Source organism: Nonomuraea sp. NPDC051941, assembly GCF_044593615.1.
This window is the reverse complement of the sequence record NZ_JBIUCF010000005.1, coordinates 50,407-72,969: the sequence shown is the minus strand read 5'-3', so window position 1 is coordinate 72,969 and position 22,563 is coordinate 50,407. Positions and strand designations below refer to the sequence as shown.

At 71.1% G+C, this 22,563-nt stretch carries 22 protein-coding genes; 8 read left to right on the top strand and 14 right to left on the bottom strand.

What is annotated here, in order from left to right; genetic code table 11:
* Window positions 1-10 precede the first annotated feature (10 nt).
* Complete coding sequence (locus ACIHFD_RS11430) at window positions 11-910, top strand: discoidin domain-containing protein (protein WP_397366716.1); 900 nt, start codon at window positions 11-13, stop codon at window positions 908-910.
* Between the two features lie 43 nt (window positions 911-953).
* Here the strand turns inward: ACIHFD_RS11430 and ACIHFD_RS11425 are convergent, their stop codons facing one another.
* The 9 genes from ACIHFD_RS11425 to ACIHFD_RS11385 are packed head-to-tail and all read right to left on the bottom strand — an operon-like array spanning window position 954 to window position 9,893.
* Window positions 954-1,679 carry an SDR family NAD(P)-dependent oxidoreductase gene (locus ACIHFD_RS11425; protein WP_397366715.1) on the bottom strand — a complete coding sequence of 242 codons (726 nt, stop codon included), beginning with the start codon at window positions 1,677-1,679 and terminating at the stop codon, window positions 954-956.
* Between the two features lies 1 nt (window position 1,680).
* Window positions 1,681-2,913, bottom strand: coding sequence for an exo-alpha-sialidase (locus ACIHFD_RS11420; RefSeq protein WP_397366713.1), 1,233 nt, complete (start codon window positions 2,911-2,913; stop codon window positions 1,681-1,683).
* Entirely contained in the window at window positions 2,910-3,692 is a 783-nt protein-coding gene (locus tag ACIHFD_RS11415; protein WP_397366711.1) for an HpcH/HpaI aldolase/citrate lyase family protein, read from the bottom strand. The genes ACIHFD_RS11420 and ACIHFD_RS11415 overlap by 4 nt, the downstream gene beginning before the upstream one ends.
* A 28-nt stretch (window positions 3,693-3,720) precedes the next feature.
* On the bottom strand, window positions 3,721-4,722 hold the full coding sequence (locus ACIHFD_RS11410; protein ID WP_397366710.1) for an aldo/keto reductase: 1,002 nt from the start codon (window positions 4,720-4,722) through the stop codon (window positions 3,721-3,723).
* Window positions 4,719-5,594 (bottom strand): ATP-binding cassette domain-containing protein, encoded by an 876-nt coding sequence (locus ACIHFD_RS11405; protein ID WP_397366709.1) that lies wholly within the window; start codon window positions 5,592-5,594, stop codon window positions 4,719-4,721. Before ACIHFD_RS11405 ends, ACIHFD_RS11410 begins: the two co-directional genes overlap by 4 nt.
* Window positions 5,591-6,487 carry an ABC transporter ATP-binding protein gene (locus ACIHFD_RS11400; protein ID WP_397366708.1) on the bottom strand — a complete coding sequence of 299 codons (897 nt, stop codon included), beginning with the start codon at window positions 6,485-6,487 and terminating at the stop codon, window positions 5,591-5,593. The genes ACIHFD_RS11405 and ACIHFD_RS11400 overlap by 4 nt, the downstream gene beginning before the upstream one ends.
* Window positions 6,484-7,431 carry an ABC transporter permease gene (locus ACIHFD_RS11395; RefSeq protein WP_397366707.1) on the bottom strand — a complete coding sequence of 316 codons (948 nt, stop codon included), beginning with the start codon at window positions 7,429-7,431 and terminating at the stop codon, window positions 6,484-6,486. The genes ACIHFD_RS11400 and ACIHFD_RS11395 overlap by 4 nt, the downstream gene beginning before the upstream one ends.
* Window positions 7,428-8,363 (bottom strand): ABC transporter permease, encoded by a 936-nt coding sequence (locus tag ACIHFD_RS11390; protein WP_397366706.1) that lies wholly within the window; start codon window positions 8,361-8,363, stop codon window positions 7,428-7,430. The genes ACIHFD_RS11395 and ACIHFD_RS11390 overlap by 4 nt, the downstream gene beginning before the upstream one ends.
* Before the next feature lie 3 nt (window positions 8,364-8,366).
* Window positions 8,367-9,893, bottom strand: coding sequence for an ABC transporter substrate-binding protein (locus ACIHFD_RS11385; protein ID WP_397366705.1), 1,527 nt, complete (start codon window positions 9,891-9,893; stop codon window positions 8,367-8,369).
* 357 nt (window positions 9,894-10,250) lie between these two features.
* On the opposite strand from ACIHFD_RS11385, the gene pdxA reads away from it, so the two are divergent.
* Window positions 10,251-12,620 (top strand): 4-hydroxythreonine-4-phosphate dehydrogenase PdxA, encoded by a 2,370-nt coding sequence (gene pdxA / locus ACIHFD_RS11380; RefSeq protein WP_397366704.1) that lies wholly within the window; start codon window positions 10,251-10,253, stop codon window positions 12,618-12,620.
* A 38-nt stretch (window positions 12,621-12,658) separates the two neighbouring features.
* Window positions 12,659-13,480 carry a DeoR/GlpR family DNA-binding transcription regulator gene (locus ACIHFD_RS11375; protein ID WP_397366703.1) on the top strand — a complete coding sequence of 274 codons (822 nt, stop codon included), beginning with the start codon at window positions 12,659-12,661 and terminating at the stop codon, window positions 13,478-13,480.
* 51 nt (window positions 13,481-13,531) lie between these two features.
* Here the strand turns inward: ACIHFD_RS11375 and ACIHFD_RS11370 are convergent, their stop codons facing one another.
* The 4 genes from ACIHFD_RS11370 to ACIHFD_RS11355 all read right to left on the bottom strand — a co-directional run bounded on the left by ACIHFD_RS11370 (window position 13,532) and on the right by ACIHFD_RS11355 (window position 17,970).
* Window positions 13,532-14,245, bottom strand: coding sequence for an SDR family NAD(P)-dependent oxidoreductase (locus ACIHFD_RS11370; protein WP_397366702.1), 714 nt, complete (start codon window positions 14,243-14,245; stop codon window positions 13,532-13,534).
* Window positions 14,236-15,177 (bottom strand): helix-turn-helix domain-containing protein, encoded by a 942-nt coding sequence (locus ACIHFD_RS11365; protein WP_397366701.1) that lies wholly within the window; start codon window positions 15,175-15,177, stop codon window positions 14,236-14,238. The genes ACIHFD_RS11370 and ACIHFD_RS11365 overlap by 10 nt, the downstream gene beginning before the upstream one ends.
* A 66-nt stretch (window positions 15,178-15,243) precedes the next feature.
* A complete protein-coding gene (locus ACIHFD_RS11360) occupies window positions 15,244-16,266 on the bottom strand; it encodes a zinc-dependent alcohol dehydrogenase family protein (RefSeq protein WP_397366700.1) in 1,023 nt (340 codons plus the stop codon).
* A 219-nt stretch (window positions 16,267-16,485) separates the two neighbouring features.
* Window positions 16,486-17,970, bottom strand: a complete 1,485-nt coding sequence (locus ACIHFD_RS11355) for an IclR family transcriptional regulator C-terminal domain-containing protein (RefSeq protein ID WP_397366699.1) — start codon at window positions 17,968-17,970, stop codon at window positions 16,486-16,488.
* A 99-nt stretch (window positions 17,971-18,069) separates the two neighbouring features.
* Here ACIHFD_RS11355 and ACIHFD_RS11350 point away from each other — a divergent pair, with 99 nt between their 5' ends.
* The 5 genes from ACIHFD_RS11350 to pcaG are packed head-to-tail and all read left to right on the top strand — an operon-like array spanning window position 18,070 to window position 21,870.
* On the top strand, window positions 18,070-18,819 hold the full coding sequence (locus ACIHFD_RS11350; protein ID WP_397366698.1) for a CoA transferase subunit A: 750 nt from the start codon (window positions 18,070-18,072) through the stop codon (window positions 18,817-18,819).
* Entirely contained in the window at window positions 18,816-19,445 is a 630-nt protein-coding gene (locus ACIHFD_RS11345; RefSeq protein ID WP_397366697.1) for a CoA transferase subunit B, read from the top strand. Before ACIHFD_RS11350 ends, ACIHFD_RS11345 begins: the two co-directional genes overlap by 4 nt.
* Entirely contained in the window at window positions 19,442-20,590 is a 1,149-nt protein-coding gene (locus ACIHFD_RS11340) for a thiolase family protein (RefSeq protein ID WP_397366696.1), read from the top strand. Before ACIHFD_RS11345 ends, ACIHFD_RS11340 begins: the two co-directional genes overlap by 4 nt.
* A 6-nt stretch (window positions 20,591-20,596) precedes the next feature.
* Window positions 20,597-21,349 carry a protocatechuate 3,4-dioxygenase subunit beta gene (gene pcaH / locus ACIHFD_RS11335; RefSeq protein ID WP_350727668.1) on the top strand — a complete coding sequence of 251 codons (753 nt, stop codon included), beginning with the start codon at window positions 20,597-20,599 and terminating at the stop codon, window positions 21,347-21,349.
* A complete protein-coding gene (pcaG, locus tag ACIHFD_RS11330; RefSeq protein ID WP_350727667.1) occupies window positions 21,346-21,870 on the top strand; it encodes a protocatechuate 3,4-dioxygenase subunit alpha in 525 nt (174 codons plus the stop codon). Before pcaH ends, pcaG begins: the two co-directional genes overlap by 4 nt.
* A gap of 5 nt (window positions 21,871-21,875) precedes the next feature.
* Here pcaG and ACIHFD_RS11325 read toward each other — a convergent pair whose 3' ends face one another.
* Complete coding sequence (locus ACIHFD_RS11325; RefSeq protein WP_397366695.1) at window positions 21,876-22,532, bottom strand: hypothetical protein; 657 nt, start codon at window positions 22,530-22,532, stop codon at window positions 21,876-21,878.
* Between the last annotated feature and the right edge of the window lie 31 nt (window positions 22,533-22,563).

Sequence of the window (22,563 nt, the reverse complement as noted above, 5' to 3'; positions counted from 1 at the left end):
AGGACCGATCATGCGACTCCTCACCGCCGCGCTGGCCGCCTCCGCCGTCGTCCTGACCGCCCCGGCCGCCGCCTATGCACAGGATCCCTCCGAGCCCCCGTCGAACCCGTCGCTCACCGTCAGATCGGGCACCTCCAAGGGCACCGGCAGGCTGACCCCCATCGCGGGCGCCGACCGGGTCGTGGCCCCGCTCGGCGTGGACCCGGCCTGCCCGGCCAAGCTCGAGATCGGCATGCGCAGCGACGCCAGGAAGCCGTCGTACGCGACCATGTCGGTCGAGATGACAGCGCCGCTGTCCGCCTCCCGCTCGATGCTGACCAGCTACCTGCCGCCCGGCTACGAGCTCGGCGCGAAGCTGCTGATCGCCGTGCCGCCCGCCACGCCGGAGGGCGAGTACGCGCTGCGCCTCAAGACGCCGGACCGCACCCTGTCGGTCCCCGTCCAGGTCGTCACCCTGGACCAGCTCGACAACGGCGGCAATCTCGCCCTGCGCCGTCCCGTCACCGCCTCGTCCCAGCACACCAACGCGAACTACCCGCCGTGCAGCATTGCCGACGGCGACGCCGGCTCGAACGGCTGGGCCGGGGGCAACGGCTGGAACGACGCCACGGCCAGGGCCTGGCCGGACACGGTGTCGATCGCGCTGGGCGGCCCCAAGCAGATCTCCCGCGTCGACCTCTACACCCTGAACACCGAGCGCTACCCGTCCTCGAGCGTCGGGCTGCGCGACTGGGACGTCCAGGCGGGGCTGAACGGCCAGTGGCAGACGGTCGCGCAGGTCCGCGGCAACACCGCGGGCAGCGTGCGCTCGGACTTCACCGCGGTCACGGCGGACGCGGTCCGCATCGTCGCCCTGGCCTCGAACGGCGCCAACGACTACACCCGCATCACGGAGGTGGAGGTCCGCTAGGCCAGGAGACGGAGCCGCTAGCCCAGGAGACGGAGCCGCCGGCTCACAGGGACGCGCCGCCGCACATCACCAGGTGCTGGCCGGTGACCGCGCCTCCTTCCGGGCCGAGGAGGAAGGCCGTCAGTCCCGCGACCTCCTCGGGTCTGATGAACCGGCCCAGCGGCGGGACCCGTGGCGGCGTGGCGGCCCGTCCGGGGTCCCGCAGCATGGGGGTGTCCGTCGGGCCGGGGGCGACCACGTTGACGGTGATGCCACGCGGGGCCAGTTCCATGGCCCAGGAACGGGACAGGCCCACGAGCGCGGCCTTGGTCGCCGCGTACTGGCTCTTGCCCACCGCGCCCGCCATCGTGCGGCTTCCGATCAGCACGACGCGGCCACCCGGGCGGATCGCGCCGGCGAGGGCGTTCACCAGAACGCTCGCGGCCTCGACGTGGACGCGCCACATGAGGGCGCCGTCCGGTGCCGAGAGGCGTCCGAGCGGTGCGGAGCGTTGCAGGCCCGCCGCGTGAACGACGGCGTCGACGGTGCCCACCGCGGCCGACGCGTCGGCCAACTGGTCGAGGTCGGTCAGGTCGGCCTGGATCCACGAGCAGGCCGGGCTGTCCTGGCGGTGCTCCGGAGGGCGGGTACGGCTCATCCCGGTGACTTTCCAGCCCTCGCGGAGCAGGCGTGCGGCGATGGCCTGGCCGATGCCGGAGCTGGCCCCGGTCACCACCGCGTGCTGCGGCTGCTCCGCGGCGTGGCGGTCTGGCGTGGTGTCCGTCGACACGTCAGACGCCCGCGGCGCGGGCGGCCCACTCGGGTCGTACCTGTACGTACTTGATGACGCGGCGGTGGTAGGTGAAGGCGATGTGCAGGTCGCCGTCGGCGGTTTCCTGGATGGACGGGTAGGAGTACTCCCGGTTGAGACCCTCGCGGGAGTTGTTGGTCAGGCAGTAGCCGTCGCCCACCTCCAGATCGCGGCGGATCGGCCACGTGCGCCCACCATCGTCGGACAGCGCGAGGGTCATGGGCGCGCGCGGAGCGCCCCAGAACGCGGTCCGCTCATCGCTCCCGGCTGGTGCCGGCTCTTCGTCGACCGGGGTCGCCGGGGTCGCGGCGAGGCCCTCGTCATCGATCTCGTCGTACAGGGAGACTCGCCGCTCGGTGGCGTCGGCCGCGCTGCTGGCGTTGAACACCAGCGCGAGCCGGCCGTCACGCAGTGTGACGTACTGGATGGAGGAGTTGTTGTTGGGCAGTTCGGTGGCGGCGGGAGCGCTCCAGGTCACGCCCTCGTCCTCCGACCGGCTGGCGTGGATCGAATCCGCCCAGCGGCTGCGGAACAGCGCGAGCAGCGTGCCGTCGGCCAGGAGGTGGACGTTCATGTGGACGCAGCCGGTGCTGTCGGGGACGAGCTGTTCGCGCCAGGTTCGTCCCTCGTCGTCGGAGATCATGAGGGAGCTGGTGTCACGGTCGCCGACCCAGCGCCTGCCCGGCGTGGTGACGCAGTTGAAGACGGGCAGGAGCCATCGGCCGGAGGGCAGCACGAGCACGGGCTGCCGGACGAAGACGCCGCCGCGGCTCGTGGCGGGGAAGAGGGTGTGCACAGGCCCCCAGGTCTGACCGTCGTCTCGGGAGATGCGACGGCGGACTTCGGCGGTGTCCTGGTTGCCGGCGTGCTGGGCGGTGTACAGCAGCCACAGCTCTCCGGCGGGCGTGGGGAACAGGACCGGGTTCTGCTCGGAACGAGTCATGTCGTCGGACAGCCGCGTGGGCGTGGACCAGGTGTCCGCGCCCTTCTGCAGCCGGGAGAACCAGATGGAGATGTCCGAGACGCCTTCCTGCGTGCCGCCGAACCACACGCAGCCGAGATCACCGTCGTGCAGCGACATGAGGTTGGCCGCGTGGTTCTGCACGGCGGGCGCGATCAGGTACGCGTCATGGCGGTCCGGATCGTCGTCGCGAACCCGGATCAGGCCGTCCATGGGCAGGTGATCGGGGACGGAGGTCGGGGACTGGCTCACTGCTCTCCTTGGCGAGACTGGGCTCGGGCGTCGGTCAGGTGGGACTTCGCGGCCTGTTCGAGGTGGACGAGGTCGCAGGCGATGGTGGCGAAGGTGTATCCCTCGGCCAGGCGCTTGGCGGCCGTCCCGCCGTCGGGGGTGTGAATGCCGGCGGCGATACCGGCGGACCTGGCGGCTTCACGCACCGTGACCAGCGCGTCCTCGAACTGGGAGGCGATCGCGGGGTCGCCGGGGAAGGCGCCGCCCAGGGCCAGGCACAGATCGGACGGGCCGACGTAGACGCCGTCCAGGTCGGGGGTGGCGCAGATCGCTTCGACGTTCGCCAGCCCCTGTGCCGTCTCGATCATGGCGAGGACCAGCACGGTGGCGTCGCTGTCCGCGGGGCGCGGTCCGATGCGGAGCGCGGAGCGCATCGGGCCGTACGAGCGGCGCCCTTTCGGTGGATAGCGGGTCGCGGAGACAGCGGCCGCGGCGTCCTCGGCGGTGTCGATGAGAGGCACGATGACGCCTGCGGCGCCCGCGTCGAGGGCACGGCCGATGGGGGCGGGGTTGTTCGCCTCGACTCTGACCAGGCCCGCGGACACGCCGCCCGCGTCGATCGCGGTCAGGCCGCTCAGCAACCCCGAGTAGCCCAGCAGTCCGTGCTGGGCGTCCAGGCACACGTAGTCGTATCCGAGGCGCGCTATGCGCTCGGTGGACACGGGCGAATCGAGCACGGACCAGTAGCCCAGTGCGGGTTGCCGGGCGCGGATCCTGGCGGTGAAGTCGGTGATGCTCACGGCTGGCCTTCTCCTCGGTGGTCGGCTCTCATCGGTTGTAGGCGGGCATGGGGCCGCGCAGCGCCGCGCCCACGCGGTCACAGGCTGCCACGACGTCCTCGGGAAGGGGTCCCGCCGCGGCGGTCGCGATGTTCGCGCGGAGGTGTTCGACCTTGGAACCGCCGAGCAGGAGGGCCCCCACGCCGTCGCGATGGAGCAGCCACCGCAGAGACAACTCGACGAGGGGGGTGCCCGACTGCGCGGCGATCTCACCGAGCGCGGTGACGGCCTCGAACAGCACCGGGTTCCAGTACCGCTGCCGGTACATGGGGGCGAGCTTGGAGTCGCCGAAGCGGCCGGCGGAAGGGTCCTGCTCGAAGGTGTGCCGGCCGGTGAGCAGGCCCCCGCCGAGCGGGTTGTAGACCATGGTCGTCAGGCCGGTGCTCTGCGCGAACTCCAGGTATTCCTCCTCCACCCTGCGGGCCAGGAGGTTGTAGAGCTGCTGGGCGACGACCGGGCGCGGCGCGCCGACGGCGTCGGCGGTGTGGTTGAGCTCGGCGATCTGCCAGGCCGCGTAGTTGGAGACGCCGAGCGCGCCGATCTTGCCCTCGGCGACGAACTCGGCGACGGCGCCGAGCGTCTCGGCCGGCGGCGTGCGGCGGTCGGGCTGGTGCAGGTAGAACAGGTCGACGTGGTCGACCCGCAGGCGGCGCAGGCTGCCTTCGAGGCTCGCCCGCAACGCCTTGGCGGACAACGGCGCGTCATCGCCCGCGTCCGGATGGGGCATGCCGGCCTTGGTGGCGAGGACGACCCGGTCGCGCCGGGTGGCGAGCAGCGGTCCCAGGATGGACTCGGTCGCGCCGCCCGCGTAGACGTTCGCGGTGTCCACCCCGGTGATGCCGGCGTCGAGCGCCGCGTCCAGCATGCGCGCGGCCTCTTTCGCGTCGGCCGTGTCGCCGAACGTCATGGTGCCCAGCACCAGCCTGGACAGCCCGATGCGCGCCCCGGACGGTGTCGCCGCCGGTGTCGCCGCCGGTACGGAAGGTGTCATCGGTCGGTTCCTCGCTGAACGGGTGTCCCGGGGGACTGCTTGGCGGACTGATTGGCGGACGGGGCCCGCACCAGATCGCGCGGCTTGCGCCCGCGTATGGCGGACGGGTCCAGCGCGGCCCTGCGGAGGGCGCGGGTGTAGGGGTGGGCCGGCGCGGCCAGCACCTTCCGGGTCGGGCCGGACTCGACCAGGCGCCCTTTGCTCATGACGATGATGTCCTCGCTGATCTCCCTGACCACACCGAGGTTGTGGGAGATCACGACATAGGTGAGACCGGTCTCGGCCTGGATCTTCATCAGCAGGGCGAGGACCTGCGCCTGGACGGACACGTCCAGAGCGCTCGTCGCCTCGTCGCAGACCAGCAGATCGGGTCGCGAAGCCAGGGCCCTGGCGATGCCGATGCGCTGGCGCTGGCCGCCGGAGAACTCCGGCGGGCGGCGCTCGAGGGCCGTGGCGGGCAGGCCCACCTGGTCGATGAGCCTGGCCGCCTCCTTGGCCCGTGCGCGTCTGTCACGCATTCCGCGCACCCGCAGCGGTTCCGCGACGATCTCCTCCGCCGACAGGTGCGGGTCGAGCGATCCGTACGGGTCCTGGAAGATCATCTGTACCCGGGTGCGCATCGGGCGCAGCTGTTTCTCACTCAGCCCCGCGATGTCAGTGCCGCCCACCACGATGCGGCCCGCGGTGGGCTTGACCAGCCGTACGATCGACCGGGCGATCGTGGACTTGCCGCAGCCCGACTCCCCCACGATGGCCAGGGTGCCGCCCTGCCGGACGGTGAAGCTGACGTCGTCGACCGCGCGGAACAAGCCGTGCGCGACGGGATAGTCCACGACGAGGCCGTCGACCTCGAGGAACGCGTCATCGGTCATCGGGATTCTCCCAGTGCCACCGGGTCGGCGGGCGACCCGTCGTCGAGGGGCGCTTCCGGCGACTCACCGTCCTCGTCCCACGGGCCGAGCCGCGGGACCGCCGTCAGCAATTTCCTGGTGTACGGGTTGCCCGGCGCGTCGACGATCTGTTCGGCCTCGCCGGACTCGACGAATCGCCCGTCCTTCATGACATGGATGCGGTCGGAGACGAGCCGGGCCACGCCGATGTCGTGAGTGATCATGAGGATGCCGATGCCGGTGTTCTCCTGCACTTCGAGCAGCAGGTCGAGGATGCCTGCCTGGACGGTGACGTCCAGGGCGGAGGTCGGTTCGTCGGCGACGAGCAGTACGGGCGACCCGGCGAGCGCGAGCGCGATGAGCACGCGCTGCAGCATGCCGCCTGACAGCTGATGCGGATATTTGCGGAGCTGGGACTCCGGATCGGGGATGTGCATCTTGGCCAGCAGGTCGACGGATCGCGCGATGGTCTCCGACTTGGACAGGCCGCGGTGCCGCAGCCGAACGGCCTCACGGAGCTGCTGCCCGATGGTGTGGACGGGACTGAGCGCCGTCATCGGATCCTGCGGGATGAGGGAGACGGTACGCCCGCGTACCTTGCGCGCCGCGCGCGGGTCGGCGACGACGTCGACGCCCTGGAAGCGGGCTCTGCCGGACAGGACCGCCAGCTCCGGCGGGAGCAGCCGCAGAATGCCCATGGCCGTGGTGGACTTGCCGGATCCGGACTCACCGATGATCGTCACGGTTTCGCCCTGGCGGATGAGGAAGCTGACGCCGTCGACCGCGCGGACGATACCGGCTTCGGTGATCAGCTCGATCTGCAGGTCCTCGACCTCCAGCAGGGGACGATCAGCCTCGTCGAACTCGGCTGTCATGCTCGGCTCACCTTCCCTTTCCGCCTGCGTACGCGGTCCCGGAGCCCGTCTCCGAGCAGGTTGACTCCGACGACGAGCAGCACGATGACCAGTCCGGGCAGCGTGACCAGCCACCACGACGTCGTGATGTAGTCCTGGCCGTCGGAGATGATGCGGCCCCAGGTGGCGAACGGGCGCTGCGGACCGGCGCCCAGGTAGCTCAGCGCGCTCTCCAGCAGCACGGCCTGGGCCAGCAGCAGCAGGATCACGAGTGTGGCCTGCTTGACGACGTTGGGCAGCACGTGCCGGAGCAGGGTGGTGACGCGGCGCAGGCCGAGCACCCGGGCCGCGGCCACATAGGGTTTCTCCCGCTCGACGAGCACCAGGGAACGGGTCAGGCGAGCCACCTCCGGCCACTGCGCGATCGCGATCACGAAGGTGATGACCGGGATGGAGGGGCCGAAGAGCGCGACGACCAGCAGCAGCATCAACAGCAGAGGCAGCGAGAGCTGGGCTTCCAGCAGGCGGGAGACCACGGTGTCGACCCAGCCGCCGAAGAATCCGGCCGCGGCGCCGGCGATGAGGCCGATGATGCCGGACACGACGATGGCCAGCACCCCGACGGTGAGCGAGACCTGGCCACCGTGCAGGACCCGGGAGAGAAGGTCCCTGCCGAGCTGGTCGGTTCCGAACAGGTGCCCGCCGGTCAGCGGTGGCAGGCGGCGCAGGCCGAGGCTCTGCTCCTCCGGCCCGGGGATCGGCAGCACGTTGGCCAGGACGACGGGCACGACGACCAGGGCCACGCACACCGAGCCGATCCACAGCTTCAGCCGCGCGCCCTTGCGGCGGCGGACCGCCGCGGATCGCGCGAGATCCTTGGCGGTCACCGCGCTGGGCCGCGCGGGGGGCTCCGGGACGTCCTGGTCCCTGAAGCCGTCGGCGGGGCCGGCCTCCATGGCGGTCATGAGGCCACCGCCTTCCCGAGTCGTACCCGCGGGTCGAGCAGCGGGTAGGCCAGATCGATGAGGAGTTGGACGGCCACCGTCAGGATGGCCGTGACCAGGACGGTCGCCTGGATCAGCGGATAGTCCCTGGTTTCCAGCGCGCGCACGACGAGCGATCCGACACCCGGCCAGGCGAAGACGACCTCGACCACCACCACGCCGTTGAGCATGGCGGCGAACCGGGTGCCGAGCGCGGTCACCACCGGGACGGCCGAGTTGCCCATGGCGTAGCGCCAGGTCAGGCCGCGCTCGGAGATGCCGCGGGAGCGGGCGATCGTCAGGTAGGGAGCCGCGAAGCCGGTCCCCATCTCCCGGCGCACCAGGCGGGAGATCAGCGCGATCTGCAGGATGCCGACCGTCAAGGTCGGCAGCACCAGGCCGCCCCAGCTGGTGAAACCGGATGCCGGCAGCACGGGGACGAGCACCGCGAAGATGGTCAGGAGCATGATGCCGCTCCAGAACTCCGGCATCGACTGGCCGGCGATCATGGCCACGTTGGCCCCCAGCTCGCGGGCGGTGTCGGCGTGCCGCGCCATCCAGACGCCGAGCGGGATGGCCACGACCGCGGCGAACAGGATGGAGGACACCGCGAGCATGACGGTGTACGGCATCCGGCTGAGGACGACGTCCAGGGCGGGGGCCTGGAAGGAGAAGGACGTGCCGAGGTTGCCGCTGAACAGGTCACGAACGAAGATTCCGTACTGCTGTAGCAGCGGTTTGTCCAGGCCGAACTGGACGCGGATGCGTTCGAGCTCCGCCGTGGTGGCCAGGGGGCTGGCGTAGGCGGCGGCCGGATCCCCTGGCGCCAGCCGTACGAGGACGAAGACTGTGGAGACGGTCAGGAAGATCGCCAGCAGGCTCTGCCCGACACGTTGGGCGACATATCGGACCACGAGTCATCCATTCAGCCGGACAGATGCCAGGTCGTAGGAGTTGGTGGGACTGAGCAGTACGTTCTGCACCCGCTTGCGCCGGGCGATGACGGTCTTGGGGACGAAGGCCCACATGCAGGGCCACGTGTTCCAGATCTCCTTCTGGGTGGTGGCGAGCAGGGCGTCCCGGGCCGTCTTGTCGGTTTCCCGGGAGGCCTTCTGGAGCATCTCGGTGATCTTGGGGAACACGTAGCCGTGGTAGGTGTCCCGGGTGGCCTCCTTCTCCTTCGTGCCGGCGAACATGCCCTGCAGCGGAGTCAGCGCCAGCCCGGTCGGGCCGGGGTAGCCGTTGCCGAGGACATCCCAGTCGCCGCCCCGGCCCTGCCGCCACTTGGAGATGTCGCCGCCCGGCTGGAACTGCTGGAGCTCGGCCTGCACGCCGACCGCCTTGAGCATCTCCACCACGGCCTCCATGACGCTCGTGTCGTTGGCGAACTCCCCGGTCTCCCAGATGATCTTGATCTTGAGATCCTTCACCCCGGCGGCCTCGAGCATCTGCTTGGCCTTCTGCGGGTCGTAGACGTACTCGCCGGTCTGCACCGCCCCGGTCAGGGTGTCGGCCACCACGCCCCGGGCCTGGGTCACCGAATCGGCGAAGACGTCCTTGATCAGGGAGGGGCCGTTGATGGCGTAGCTGAGCGCCTCGCGCACGCGCGCGTCGGCGAGGGGGTGCCCGGAGGGCTTGCGGAAGTTGTAGAAGAGCTGCGTGATGCGGGTGCTCGGCACCTGCTGGATCTCCACGTCGCCGAGACCGGAGAGCTGGCTGATCGCATCGGGGGAGATCGCGTCGATCACGTCGACCTCGCCGCTGCGCAGGGCGACGACGCGGTTGGCCTCCTCCGGGAGGAACCTGACCTGTACGGTCTTGATCCCGGGCGCGGGGCCCCAGTACTTGTCGTTGACCTGCAGCGTGTACTCGCCGGTGCCCCGGTTCGCGGAGGTGACGACGTAGGGGCCCGAGCCGATGCCGCCCTGAAGTTCCTCCGCCTTGTTCGCGGCGGCGGGGGTGATCAGGATGTTCGCCATCAGGTAGTCGAGGGTCGGCACCGGGTTCTCGGTCACGAGCTTGAAGGTGCTCGCGTCGACGGGGGTGACCGTCGGCCATTCGGGGAACAGGCCGGCCAGGAACGATCCGGGGACCTTCTGGTACATCTGCAGGGCCGTTGAGACGTCTTCGACCTTGACCGGGCTGCCGTCAGAGTAGCGGATGCCGTCCCGCAGCTTGACCGTCCACTCGGTGGGAGCCGTCAGCTCGAACTTCTCGGCCAGGACGTGCTGCACGGTGAGCTTCGGATCGATGAAGGTCAGCGCCTGGCGGACGCCGCGCTGGACGCTGACGGCGGCATCGAACTGGTTGAGCTTGTTGTCCAGCGACACGAGCGAGCGGTTGAGCGCCAGCGTGAGGCCAGGACCGGCGGTGGAACCGGCACCAGAGCCGGCGCCGGGGACGGGCCCCGGTCCCGCGCAGGCGGCGAGGGGACTCAACGTCATGGCCGCGCCGGTGAGAGCACCGAGACGGAGAAGACTTCGTCGGGAGTACTGGGGGCCGCTTCCGAGATGAGTCACTGGGCTTCTCGCTTTCTGGACCGTCCTCAGCGGTGCGCTTCTCAGCGGCCGCCTGCCAGGACCGGATGTTTCCCACGTCACAACGACGTTGCTGCACCATTACACGCATGCGCGCTTCGCGCAAGAGCTCTAGCGCATTTTGTGCAAGCTGTGACATCATCCAGTCAAGACGAAGGCTGCGCCGACGTGCACGCCTCACTCCGGAGCGGATCGCGCATGAGGGTTCGCAGGGATAGTGAAAGCCTGTCTGAGGTGCATAGATCGAACACATCGGGGGATTCCTTGACGCCCAGGAGAAGCACGGCCGCGCACGATGTCCTCATCGTGGCCGACGACCTCTCGGGCGCGGCCGAGTCGGCAGCGCGAATAGTTATGCGCGGAACACGCACGAGGATTGTTCTCACGCACCAGGCCGTGCGGGACGAGTGCGACCCCGCCGACATCCTGGTGGTCGACACCGACTCCCGGCACCGGCATCCCGCCGAGGCCACCGCGGCGGTGCGTTCCGCGGTCGCCCTGGCCTCGGCCGGGCGTCCGCGGCTGGTCTTCAAGAAGATCGACTCTCTGCTGCGCGGCAACGTCGCGGCGGAGGTGGCCGCGCTCATGGCGCCTGGGGCCGGCGTCGTCGTCGCCCCTGCCCTGCCCGGCCTGGATCGGGTGGTACGCGGCGGCGTGCTTTACCTGGCCGGTGTGGCCCTCCACCGTGCGAACGCCTGGGCGGTGGACGGCGTCTCCCCTCCGGCGTCGGTCGAGGCGGCCCTGGCGCCGCTTCCGGCCCGCGTGCTGGACCTCGCGACCGTGCGATCGGATCGCCTTTCCGGCGCGATCGCCTCCTGCGCCGAAGATTCGCACATCGCGCTGTGCGACGCCGAGACGGATGCCGATCTGGACGCCGTGCTGCGTGCCGCGCTGGCCGTGCCGTCGGTGCGGCTGGTCGGATCCGGCGGACTCGCCGACGCGCTCGGGCGTCATCTGCGGAGTCTCGGCACGGCCACCGAGCAGACGACCACCGAGCAGATAGCCATCGAGGAGCATGAGCCCGTCCCTGCGCATACCGCGCGGCACGGCGACGTGGCCCGCCCGGCGCCGCTCGTCGTGGTGGGCAGCGCCGAGCCGGTCGCGGCCGAGCAGGTCCGCCGACTGGTCGAGGCGGGAGCCGTACCCGTGGCCCTACCCTTGACGGCGCTCCTCGGCACACCCTCCGGACGGGACCCCCTCCCCCGCATCCCGATCGGCGAGCGGGCGGTCGTGGCCTTCCTCGACTCCGCCGGCGCCGTCCTGCCGGCGGCCTCGCGTGACATCGCGCGGCGGCTGGCCGAGGTCGTCGCGGACGCGGTGCGCGCGTCCCCGCGGACGGTGGACCTCGTGCTGACCGGCGGCGAGACCGCCCGGCGCGTCCTTGACGCCCTTCAGGTGCGGGAACTGACACCGGTCGGACAGGTGCACCCGGGAGCCGTCCACTCCCGGACGCCCGACGGCCGTTCCGTGGTCACCCGCCCGGGCAGCTTCGGGGGAGCCGACTCGCTCGTCGAGATCGTCAGGGCCCTGGCCGCGCGCTCCCTCGCAACCCTCGACCCCGCCCCTCCCCAGAACCAAGCGAAAGGTCCCCAAGTGAGCATCACCACCGCCGCCGTCGGCGCACAGCCGCGCACCGCGGCCACCCCGATCATCGCCGTCACCATGGGTGACGGAGCCGGCGTAGGCCCGGAAGTCATCGTCGGCGCCCTCCAAGACCCCCACGTCGCCGAGCTCTGCCGTCCCGTCGTCATCGGCGACGCCGTACGGCTGCGCCAGGCGGCCGACATCCTCGGGATCGACACCGAGATCGTGGCGGTCGACACCGTGGCCGATGCCGTGTTCGAGCCGGGACGCGTCAATGTCATCGACCTCGCGCTGCTGCCGGAGGATCTGCCCTGGGGGAAGGTCTCCCCCGTGGCGGGGGCGGCCGCGTACCACTACGTACGCGTCGCCAGCGGACTGGCGATGGCCGGGGAGGTGCAGGCGATCTGCACGGCACCGCTGAACAAGGAGGCCCTGCACGCGGGCGGCCACATCTTCCCGGGACACACCGAGCTCCTCGCGCACCTGACCGGGATCGACGAGGTGTCCATGATGTTGTCCTCACCGAAGATCCGGGTCATCCACGTCACCACGCACATCGGGCTGATCGACGCGATCGCGAAGATCGAACCCGGCCTGGTGGAACGGACCGTTCGCCGCGGCCACGAGGCGCTGCGGCGGGCCGGGATCGACAACCCGCGCATCGGCGTGTGCGGCATCAATCCGCACGCCGGGGAGAACGGCCTGTTCGGGTACGGGGAGGAGGCCGAGAAGATCGTTCCCGCCATCGAGGTCCTGAAGGCCGACGGCATCGACGTGCAGGGACCGCTGCCCGCCGACACGGCGTTCTTCGTCGCGGGGCGCGGAGACTACGACCTCATCGTGGCGATGTACCACGACCAGGGCCACGGCCCGGTGAAGATCCTCGGCATCGAGGCCGGGGTGAACATCACCGTGGGCCTGCCCGTCATCCGCACGTCCGTGGACCACGGAACCGCCTTCGACATCGCCGGGAAGGGCCTCGCCGAGGTCGGTAGCATGATCGAGGCGCTGCGGCAGGCCGCCCAGATGTCTCCCAGCCCGGCCGTCTGACCCCGGGGCGTTGAACGACAAGCCGAGAAGGAGGAGCGTTGTCCAGTAACTCTGAGCGTCGGCGCGCCGAGATCGTGCGTCTGGCCACGACCAGTGGTCTGGCCAGCGTCGAGGAGCTGTCCTCGACGTTCGACGTGACGTCCTCGACCATCCGGCGTGACCTCGCCCGGCTGACCGCGCAGGGGCTGCTGGCCCGCACGTACGGCGGTGCGATGGCCGTCGTCGCGCACCCCGAGGACTCGTTGCGCCAGCGCTTCGGTGACGCCTTCGAGGCCAAGCGCGGAATCGCCCGGTGGGCGGCGCAGCAGATCGGAGCCGGGGAGTCCGTGTTGCTCGACGCCGGCTCGACCGTCGCGGCGCTGGCTCACGAACTGCGCTCCAGCACCCAGCTCCTGATCGCCACCACGAGCCTGACGGTGCTGAAAGAGCTCGACGACGTCGAGGGCCTCCATGTGGAGTGTCTCGGCGGCAGGCTGCGCCACCTCAGCCAGGGATTCGTCGGCCCCGTCACCGAGACCGCCCTGGAGCGGATGTCGTTCGACCGCGTCTTTCTCGGGGCTGACGGAGTCACCGCCGACCGCGGGATCTGCGAGGCCGACCTCCAGCAGACCCGGCTCAAGGAGCTCATGGCGCGCAGTTCCCACAGGACCTACGTGCTGGCGCATGCGGCCAAGCTCGGACGACGTCCGTTCCACGCCTGGGTCCGGCTCCCCCGGCCCTGGACGCTGGTGACCGACGCCGGAGCCTCGGAGGACGCGCTGGCCCCGTTCTCGGCTGAGGGAGTCGAGGTGGTCGTGGTCGACGCCGAAGGACAGATCAGCAAGCCGAAGCCGGCCGCGGGTGAGCCGATCGCTCCATAACGCGGGTGCCCGAGGTGACCCGCTCCGGCCCTGGTGCGGCGGGGTCCGCGGTCAGACGAGTGGGACGCCCGTGTGGCTCTCCAAGGCGCGAATGAGGCGATCTTGGAAGTCTTCGTCCTGCGACGCGGGGTGTGGCGTCTGCACCTGCCGGTGATGCCAGTAGCCGCCGGTGCCCGGGCGCACGTCATGGTGGGTGGCGAGCCACACTTGTGTCTGGTGTCCGGCTGCCAGGTCATCCGGTGCGCCGGCGCCGCCCATGCGTGTGGGGACCCACCCGGGGTCGACCGCATGGCTCGAGGTTCCCTCCCACCGCGTCGCGACCGCCTGCGCGAGCGTGGTGACCCACAGCTTGCTGTCGCTGTAGGAAGCGGTGCCGGTGGCCAGCCGGCGCAGGTCGGTGGAACCGCTTCGGTGCATGGAGCTGCTGAGGTAGATGAGCTTGCCTGGTTTGTCCATCAGGACTGTCAGCATGTACGGCGCGACGGTGTTGACGATGCCCGCTTCGGGAGACCGCATGGTGCCGGCGTTGTGGATGACGGCGTCGAAGCGGCCGGACCTGCGGGCTTGCCGGGCAACGTCGTGGATCTCGGCCAGCTCGGCGAGATCCCCGATGACGACGTCTTTCCACCGGGCGGTGTCATCCGCGCCGGTGAGACGGGCCCGGTTGCGGACGTGGATGACCACGTCGTGCCCGCCGTCGGCCAGCGCGTTCGCCGTGTCGCGCCCGAGCCCGGTGGATGCCCCGGTTACCAGAATCAGTGCCATGTCAGTCCTCTCGCGCCTGCATGACCGGCCGGTTCCGCGCTGTCTGCCGGTTCCTCACCGTGGGCCGCGGTCACGCGCTGCCGGCTCCCGAACCCCTGGGTGGCGGCCCAGCTGGACAGGAGGGCGAACCTGTCAGCGAACGGTGAGCCCTCTTCGACGCTGTAGGCGCAGATGGACAGGCCCGGCTCGCCGGGCAGTTCGAACACGTCGAAGGTGACGTCGATCTCGCCGACTTCGGGGTGGCGGTAGACCTTCCGGCCGGTGCGGTGCTCGTGCACGTCCCGCTCGGCCCAATCCGCGCGGAACTGTGGGCTGAGCGTGGAGAGCTCTCCGATGAGTGCGGTGAGCTCCTGGTTGAGCGGGTCGCGTCCGGCTTCGAGTCGCAGCATCGCGGCGGTCATACTGCGGGCAAGGGGCCAGTCGACGTAGAAATCTCGAGCGCGAGGGTCGAGGAAGATGAAGCGGGCCAGGTTCGGCTCCTCGGCCTCGAAGTGCGGGGCGAACAGCGCGCGGCCCATGAGGTTCGCGGCGATGAGGTCCTGCTGCGCGTTGACCACGACCGCGGGCACGGCCAGCTTGCCGAGGACCCGGTGCACCGAGGCCCGCACCGACGCCCTGGCCCGCCGCCGGCTGCGCGCGGCCGGTGTCGTCGGGGTGGGGCGGGCCAGGTCGAACAGGTATTCGCGTTCGACGTCGTTGAGTTGCAGCGCTCGCGCGACGGCGTTGAGCACGCTCTCGGAGGCGCCGCGGATCTTGCCGCGTTCGAGCTGGGTGTAGTAGTCGACGCTGACACCGGCGAGCATGGCGACCTCTTCGCGGCGCAGGCCGGGCACGCGCCGTTCGCCGCCGAAGTCGGGCAGTCCCGCCTGTTCGAGGGTCACGTGCGCCCGGCGGGAGATCAGGAACTCCCGCACCTCGTCCTTCCTGCTCATATCCTCCACCGTAGACCTGTCGCCTGACCTGGTCGGCGCTGCGGTGCCGTCCGCCACAACCGCGCCTCAGACGGTCAGCAAGACCTTGATGGCCCGACGCTCGTCCATCGCCGTGTAGCCCTCCGCGGCGTCCTCCAGCGGAAGGGTGAGGTCGAAGACCTTGCCAGGATCGATCTTGCGGTCCCAGATGAGCTGGATCAGCTCGGGCAGGAACCGGCGAACCGGGGCAGGCCCGCCGTGGACGTGGATGCCGGCGAAGAACAGGTCGATGCCGGGAATCGCGACGTCGTAGTTCACCCCGACGAAGCCCATGTGCCCGCCGGGACGGGTCGCACCGATCGCCTGCATGGTGGACTCCTGCGTGCCGACCGCCTCGATCACGCTGTGGGCGCCGAGCCCGTTCGTCAACTCCTTGATCTTCGCCACGCCTTCGTCGCCCCGCTCGGTGACGATGTCGGTCGCGCCGTAGAACCGGGCGAGCTCCTGCCGCTCGGGGTGGCGGGACATCGCGATGATCCGCTCCGCGCCGAGCTGCTTGGCGGCCAGGACACCCATCAGGCCGACCGCCCCGTCACCCACGACGGCAACGGTCTTGCCGGGGCCAGCCTCGGCGGCGACGGCGCCGAACCAGCCGGTGCCGAGCACGTCGGAGGCGGCCAGCAGCGAGGGGATCAGCTCCGGATCCGGCTGCCCCGGTGTGGGAACAAGCGTGCCGTCCGCGTGGGGGATGCGAGCCCGCTCGGACTGGGTACCGATCGTCTGCGCCACGAAGGAGCCATGCACGCACTGGGACTGGTAGCCGGACCGGCAGATCTCGCACGTGTTGTCGGAGATGACGAACGACCCGACCACGAAATCGCCGACCTTGACGTTCTTCACGTCCGCGCCGATCTCCTCGACGACGCCGACGTACTCGTGCCCCATCACCTGGTGGTCAGCGGGTTCGACGCCACGGTACGGCCACAGGTCCGACCCGCAGATACACGTCGCCGTCAACCGGATGATCGCGTCCGTGGGCTCGACGATCCTCGGATCCTCGCGCTCCTCCACGCGGACGTCTCCGGCGGTGTGCATCACCACTTGCCGCATGACCGTTCTCCTTGCTGTTTCTCGCATCGACACTCGCGCAGGCCGACAACGACTTCGTCAATGGCGCGCCATTCGCACCTTTCGCGATCCATCGAACCCGGTGAACGCGCTCACTGGCAGGGGCTGACAGCACCCCCCAGCCGGACCGTCCGTTCCCGGCCGAACGCCGTCCTGTCCCGGCCCGGCACCCGGCCGCCGCCGTCACCAGACGGGTACGTCCTAAGTCGTCCAGGGCGTCACGGGGACGTGCCGCAGGTCGGCGGACATTTTGGCGGCCGTCTCGGCCAGCGCGGGCAGGACGTCGCGGAGCAGGTCGGCGCGGGTGGCCCGGCTGGCGTGGGTGGCGACGTTGACGGCCGCGACCACCCGCCCGTCCCGGCCCCGGACCGGCACCGCGATGGACCGGACCCCCTCCTCCAGCTCCTGGTCGACCAGCGCGTAGCCGTCCTCGGCGGCCTGCCGGACGGCGGCCCGCAGCCGGTCGGGCGCCGTGATGGTGTGGCGGGTCAGCGGCTCGGGCGCGATGGCGGCCAGCCGTTCTTCGGGCTGGTCGGCCAGGAGCACCCGGCCCATCGAGGTGGCGTACGCGGGGAAGCGGGTGCCGACCGTGATGTTGACGGTCATGATGCTCACGGTGGGCACGCGGGCCACGTACAGGACGTCGTCGCCCGACAGCACCCCGACCGAGGCGGACTCGTGAACGCGGGCCACCAGGTCGGCCAGGTGCGGCTGGACGACCTCGCCGAACGTGCGCTCGGACAGGGCGGCGTAGCCCAGCTCCATCGCCTTGGGGAGCACGGCGAAGCGGGAGTCGTCGCAGGCCACGTAGCCCAGCCGCGCCAGGACCTGCAACGATCGCCGCACGGTGGCGCGCGGGAGCCCGGTGATCTTGGCGGCGTCGGCCAGGCTCAGCCCGCCGCGGGCCGAGCCGAGCGCCACCAGCACAGCGAGACCTCGGGCCAGCGACTGCAGGTATCCCGCGCCCAACTCGTCCTTTGCGGCGCGAGAAGGGTCCGCGGGGGCGGGTGCCAGAGGGGGCCGGGGCGCCGGCTCGGTCAGGGCCGCCTCCATGGCCGCGACCGCCTCGCGCAGCCGGGGCAGCGCGTAGTCGCGCAGGCTGGCGGCGGTGTGCCGGCTGGTGTGGCTGACGACGCTCACCGCGCAGACCGCCTCCCCCTGCGGGTCGCGTACGGGCACCGCGACCGCGACCAGGCCCGGCTCGATGAGCTGGTCGTCCTCGGCCCACGGCGCGGCGGGGTCGCGCAGGGCCAGGCCCGCCGCGCAGCGGTCGGCGGGCAGCAGGTCGCCGACCCGGAAGGCGACCGACATGGTGCGCCGGCGGGTGAACTGGCCGATGAAGCGCACCCCGTCGCCGTCCGGGACGGCCAGCGACACGGACTCGTCCAGCTCCTCGGCGAGCCGCTCGGCCGGCGGCGCGAGGGGGTCGCGCAGGCCGCCGCAGGCGAGGTACGCCTCGCCCAGCTCCATCAGGCGCGGCGCGGGCAGCAGGTCGCGCCCCTCCGCGCGGACGTAGCCGAGGTGGACCAGCGTGGCCAGCACGCGGTCGACCGTGGACCTAGCCAGGCCGGTGGCGCGTACGAGGTCGGTGGCGCGCACCCGCATGGGGCGCGAGCGCCCGGCGGCATCAGCCGTCAGCGCCCGAAGCACGGCCAGGCCGCGTTCGAGGGTCCCCGCAGGCTCCATCGGCCCTCCTTTGACACGGGCGCGGTCACGTACGCATACTCGACATCATAATAGTGAACTAAAGTTCACTATGCGAACACTCCCGATGAATGGAGCGTCGTGCGGAGAGACAAAGTGGTCGCGACCGCGGAGGAGGCGCTGGCCGGCGTGTCGGACGGCGCGTCGTTCGCGGTCGGCGGCTTCGGGCTCGGCGGCATCCCCAACGTCCTGATCCAGGCCCTCTACACCACCGGCGTGACGGGGATCGGCGTGGTGTCGAACAACTGCGGGGTGGACGGCGGCGGCCTCGGCATCCTGCTGGCGGCCGGCCGCATCGCCCGCGTGACGGCCTCCTACATCGGTGACAACAAGGAGTTCGCCCGCCAGTACCTCGCCGGGGAGCTGGAGGTGGAGCTGACCCCGCAGGGCAGCCTGGCCGAGCGGCTGCGGGCGGGCGGCGCCGGCATCCCCGCCTTCTACACCCCCGCCGGGGTCGGCACGCCGATCGCCGACGGCGGCCTGCCCTTGCGCCACAACCCGGACGGGTCGATCGCGGTGGCCTCGCCGCCGAAGGAGGTCCGCGAGTTCGACGGCCGCTTCTACGTGCTGGAGCGCAGTATCACCACCGACTTCGCGCTGGTGCGGGCCGCCAAGGGCGACCGCTACGGCAACCTGGTCTTCAACAAGGCCGCCCGCAACTTCAACCCCCTCGCCGCGATGGCCGGGCGGGTCACGGTCGCCGAGGTCGAGGAGCTGACCGAGCTGGAGCCGGACGAGGTGCACCTGCCCGGCGTGTTCGTCCAGCGGGTCCTGGTCCTGACCCCCGAGCAGGCCACCGACAAGGGCATAGAGAAGAGGACCACCTCGTGAGCTGGACCAGGGACGAGATGGTCGCGCGGGCGGCGGCCGAGCTGCGCGACGGCGACTACGTCAACCTCGGCATCGGGCTGCCCACCCGCATCCCGTCGTTCCTGCCGCCCGACGTGGACGTGATCCTGCACTCGGAGAACGGCATCCTCGGCGTCGGCCCCTACCCCGCCCCCGACGCGCTGGACCCCGACCTGATCAACGCCGGCAAGGAGACCGTGACCGTGCTCCCGGGGGCGTCGTTCTTCGACTCCTCGCTGTCGTTCGGGATGATCCGGGGCGGGCACATCGACGTGGCGGTGCTGGGCGCGATGCAGGTCTCGGCGAAGGGCGACCTGGCGAACTGGATGGTGCCCGGGAAGCTGGTCAAGGGCATGGGCGGGGCGATGGACCTGGTCCACGGCGCGGGCCGGGTCATCGTGATCATGGATCACACCGCCAAGGACGGCACGCCGAAGATCGTCAAGGAGTGCTCGCTGCCCCTTACGGGGAAGGAGTGCGTGCACCGGATCATCACCGGCCTCGGCGTCCTCGACGTCACCGGGGACGGGCTGAGGCTGGTCGAGACCGCGCCCGGGGTGAGCGTGGCCGACCTGCGCGACCGCACGGAAGCGGAGGTAGCCGAATGAACACCGTCTACATCGTGGACGCCGTCCGCACGCCCTTCGGCCGCCACGGCGGGGCGCTGGCCGGCATCCGCCCCGACGACCTGGCCGCCCACGTCGTCAGGGCCGTCGCCGAGCGCAACGGCGTGGAGGCCCCCGACGAGGTGATCCTCGGCAACGCCAACGGCGCCGGCGAGGAGAACCGCAACGTCGCCCGTATGGCCGCGCTGCTCGCCGGCCTGCCCGTGACCACTCCGGGCGTGACCGTGAACCGGCTGTGCGGCTCCGGCATGGAGGCCGTCATCCAGGCGTACCGCATGATCGCCCTCGGCGACGCCTCCACCGTGATCGCCGGCGGTGTGGAGTCGATGACCCGCGCGCCGTGGGTGCTGCCCAAGCCGGACAGGGCGTTCCCGGCCGGCGGGCAGGAGCTGGTCTCCACGACGCTCGGCTGGCGGCTGGTCAACCCGCGGATGCCCGCCGAGCACACCGTGCCGCTGGGCGAGGGCGCCGAGCTGATCGCCGACCGGCACGGCATCGCCAGGGCGGAGCAGGACGCGTACGCGCTGGCCAGCCACCAGAAGGCGGCCAAGGCGTCGTTCGAGCGCGAGATCATCCCCATCGGCGGCCTGACCAGGGACGAGAGCATCCGCGAGGGCACCGGCCCCGACCAGCTCGCCCGGCTCAAACCGGTGTTCAGGAAGGACGGCGGCACGGTCACCGCGGGCAACTCCTCCCCGCTCAACGACGGCGCGGCCGCCCTGCTGCTGACCGACGAGGCGGGGCTGCGCGGCCGCGAGCCCCTGGCCAGGATCGTCGCCGGTGCGGCCAGTGCGCTCGAACCGCGCTACTTCGGGCTCGGCCCGGTCGAGGCGTCGCGCAGGGCCCTGGCCAGGGCGGGCAAGGGGTTTGGCGACCTGGCGTCGGCCGAGCTGAACGAGGCGTTCGCCGCGCAGGTGCTCGGCTGCCTGGCCGAGCTGCCCGACCTCGACCCCGCCATCGTCAACCCCGACGGCGGCGCCATCGCTCTGGGCCACCCGCTCGGGGCCTCCGGCGCCCGCATCACCGGCACCCTGGCCCACCGGCTCGCCGCCGCCGGCTCCGGCACCGGGCTCGCGTCCCTCTGTATCGGCGTCGGCCAGGGCCTGGCCGTCGTCCTGGAAAGGTAGCCGCAGATGACCCCACCCCTCACCCAAGCCGACATCGACCGCGAGATCGCCGAGGTCCACAAGGCCCGCGAAGGCGCGGAGGCCGACCATCCCGATCGCGACTTCGCCCCCTACCGCAGCAGCGTGCTGCGCCACCCCAAGCAGCCGCTCGTCGCGCTGAAGGACCCGGAGGCGGCGGAGCTGGCCGGGCCGGTCTTCGGCGTCGCCGACGTCGCGCCGTTCGACGCGGACCTGACCAGGCAGCACGCCGGCGAGCCGCTCGGCGAGCGGATCACCGTCCAGGGGCGGGTGCTGGACCGCGACGGCCGCCCGGTACGCGGCCAGCTCGTGGAGGTCTGGCAGGCCAACGCCTCGGGCCGCTACCTCCACCAGCGTGACGACCATCCCGCGCCGCTCGACCCCAACTTCTCCGGCGTGGGCCGCTGCCTGACCGACGACGAGGGCCGCTACGCCTTCACCACGATCAAGCCCGGCGCGTACCCGTGGCGCAACCATGTCAACGCCTGGCGGCCCGCGCACATCCACTTCTCGGTGTTCGGCACGGCCTTCACGCAGCGGCTGGTGACCCAGATGTACTTCCCGAACGACCCGCTGTTCCGGTACGACCCCGTGCTCAACTCCGTCACCGACGAGCGGGCCCGGCAGCGGCTGGTCTCCGCCTACGACCACGACCTGTCCGTGCCGGAGTGGTCGCTGGGCTACCGGTGGGACATCGTGCTGGACGGCCCCGCCGCGACCTGGATGGAGGAAGGCCGATGAACCCCACCCCCTCGCAGACGGTGGGCCCGTTCTACGGCTACGCGCTGCCGATCCCCCGCGGCGGCGACGTCGCCGACGGCGGGATCACCGTCCACGGCCACGTCTACGACGGCGCGGGCGAGCCGGTGCCCGACGCGCTGCTGGAGTTCTGGCAGGCCGACCCGTCCGGCGGCCTCGCGGGCGCGCCGGGCACGCTCCGGCGCGACCAGGTCACCGGCGTGCTGCTGGGCAGGCGCGGGGTCGACTTCACCGGGTTCGGCCGGGTGGCCACCGACGCCGACGGCGGCTGGGCCCTGCGCACGCTCCCGCCCGGCAACGGCTACATCAGCGTCTGCGTGTTCGCCCGCGGCCTGCTCCACCACCTCTACACCCGTATCTACTTCACCCAGGACGCCTTCCTCGGCTCGCTGCCGCCGGAGCGCGGGCGGACGCTGGTGCCGGTGGAGGAGCGTACGGGCGTCTACCGGTTCGACATCCACCTGCAGGGCGACGAGGAGACCGTCTTCCTGGACTTCGGCTGATCTCCTCAGACCAGGCCCACCATGAAGCCCTCGTCGCGGATGCCCAGGTAGATGGCCGGGCGGTACTGGCGCATGGCGTGCTCGATGACCGGGATGTACTTGGGGTTCGAGCCCAGCGGGAGCCGGTAGCCGTTCTTGACCGTGTGGAACTCCCACAGGTGCTCCATGTCGGGATGGCGCGCGCGGAAGCCCGGGTCGGCTGGGAAGAGGTCGAGGCGGACCATCGTCTTGCGCATGATGTAGTCGGCAAGCTTGACGCGGCGCTGCTGCGTGCGCGAGATGCCCACCCCGGACAGCTCCGCCCACGGGGCCACCCACGGGCGGCCCTGGGGGTCGTCCCAGCGCACGCCGTGGACGTCGAAGACGAGCTTGCGCGGCCGGCTGAGCTTGCGCCAGGTGATGATCGGCAGCAGCCCGATGAACAGGAAGATCAGCCCGAGGACCAGGACGGCGACCGCGGAGCCCGCGCCGCCCGTCGTCTGCCCGGTGAGCGCCGAGAAGACCGCCATGAGCCCGATGGCCCCCGCGACGGAGCCGCCGATCAGCGCCTTCACCTTGGCGTCGCCTCCGACGTCGATCACCACGGGAGGCGGCGCGAAGGCGGGCTGCTGCTGCGGGGGGTAGGGAGCGTTGAACTGTGGCTGCTGCGGGCCGTACGTCATGAAACGGCAGGTTAGCCGTGATCACGGCGCG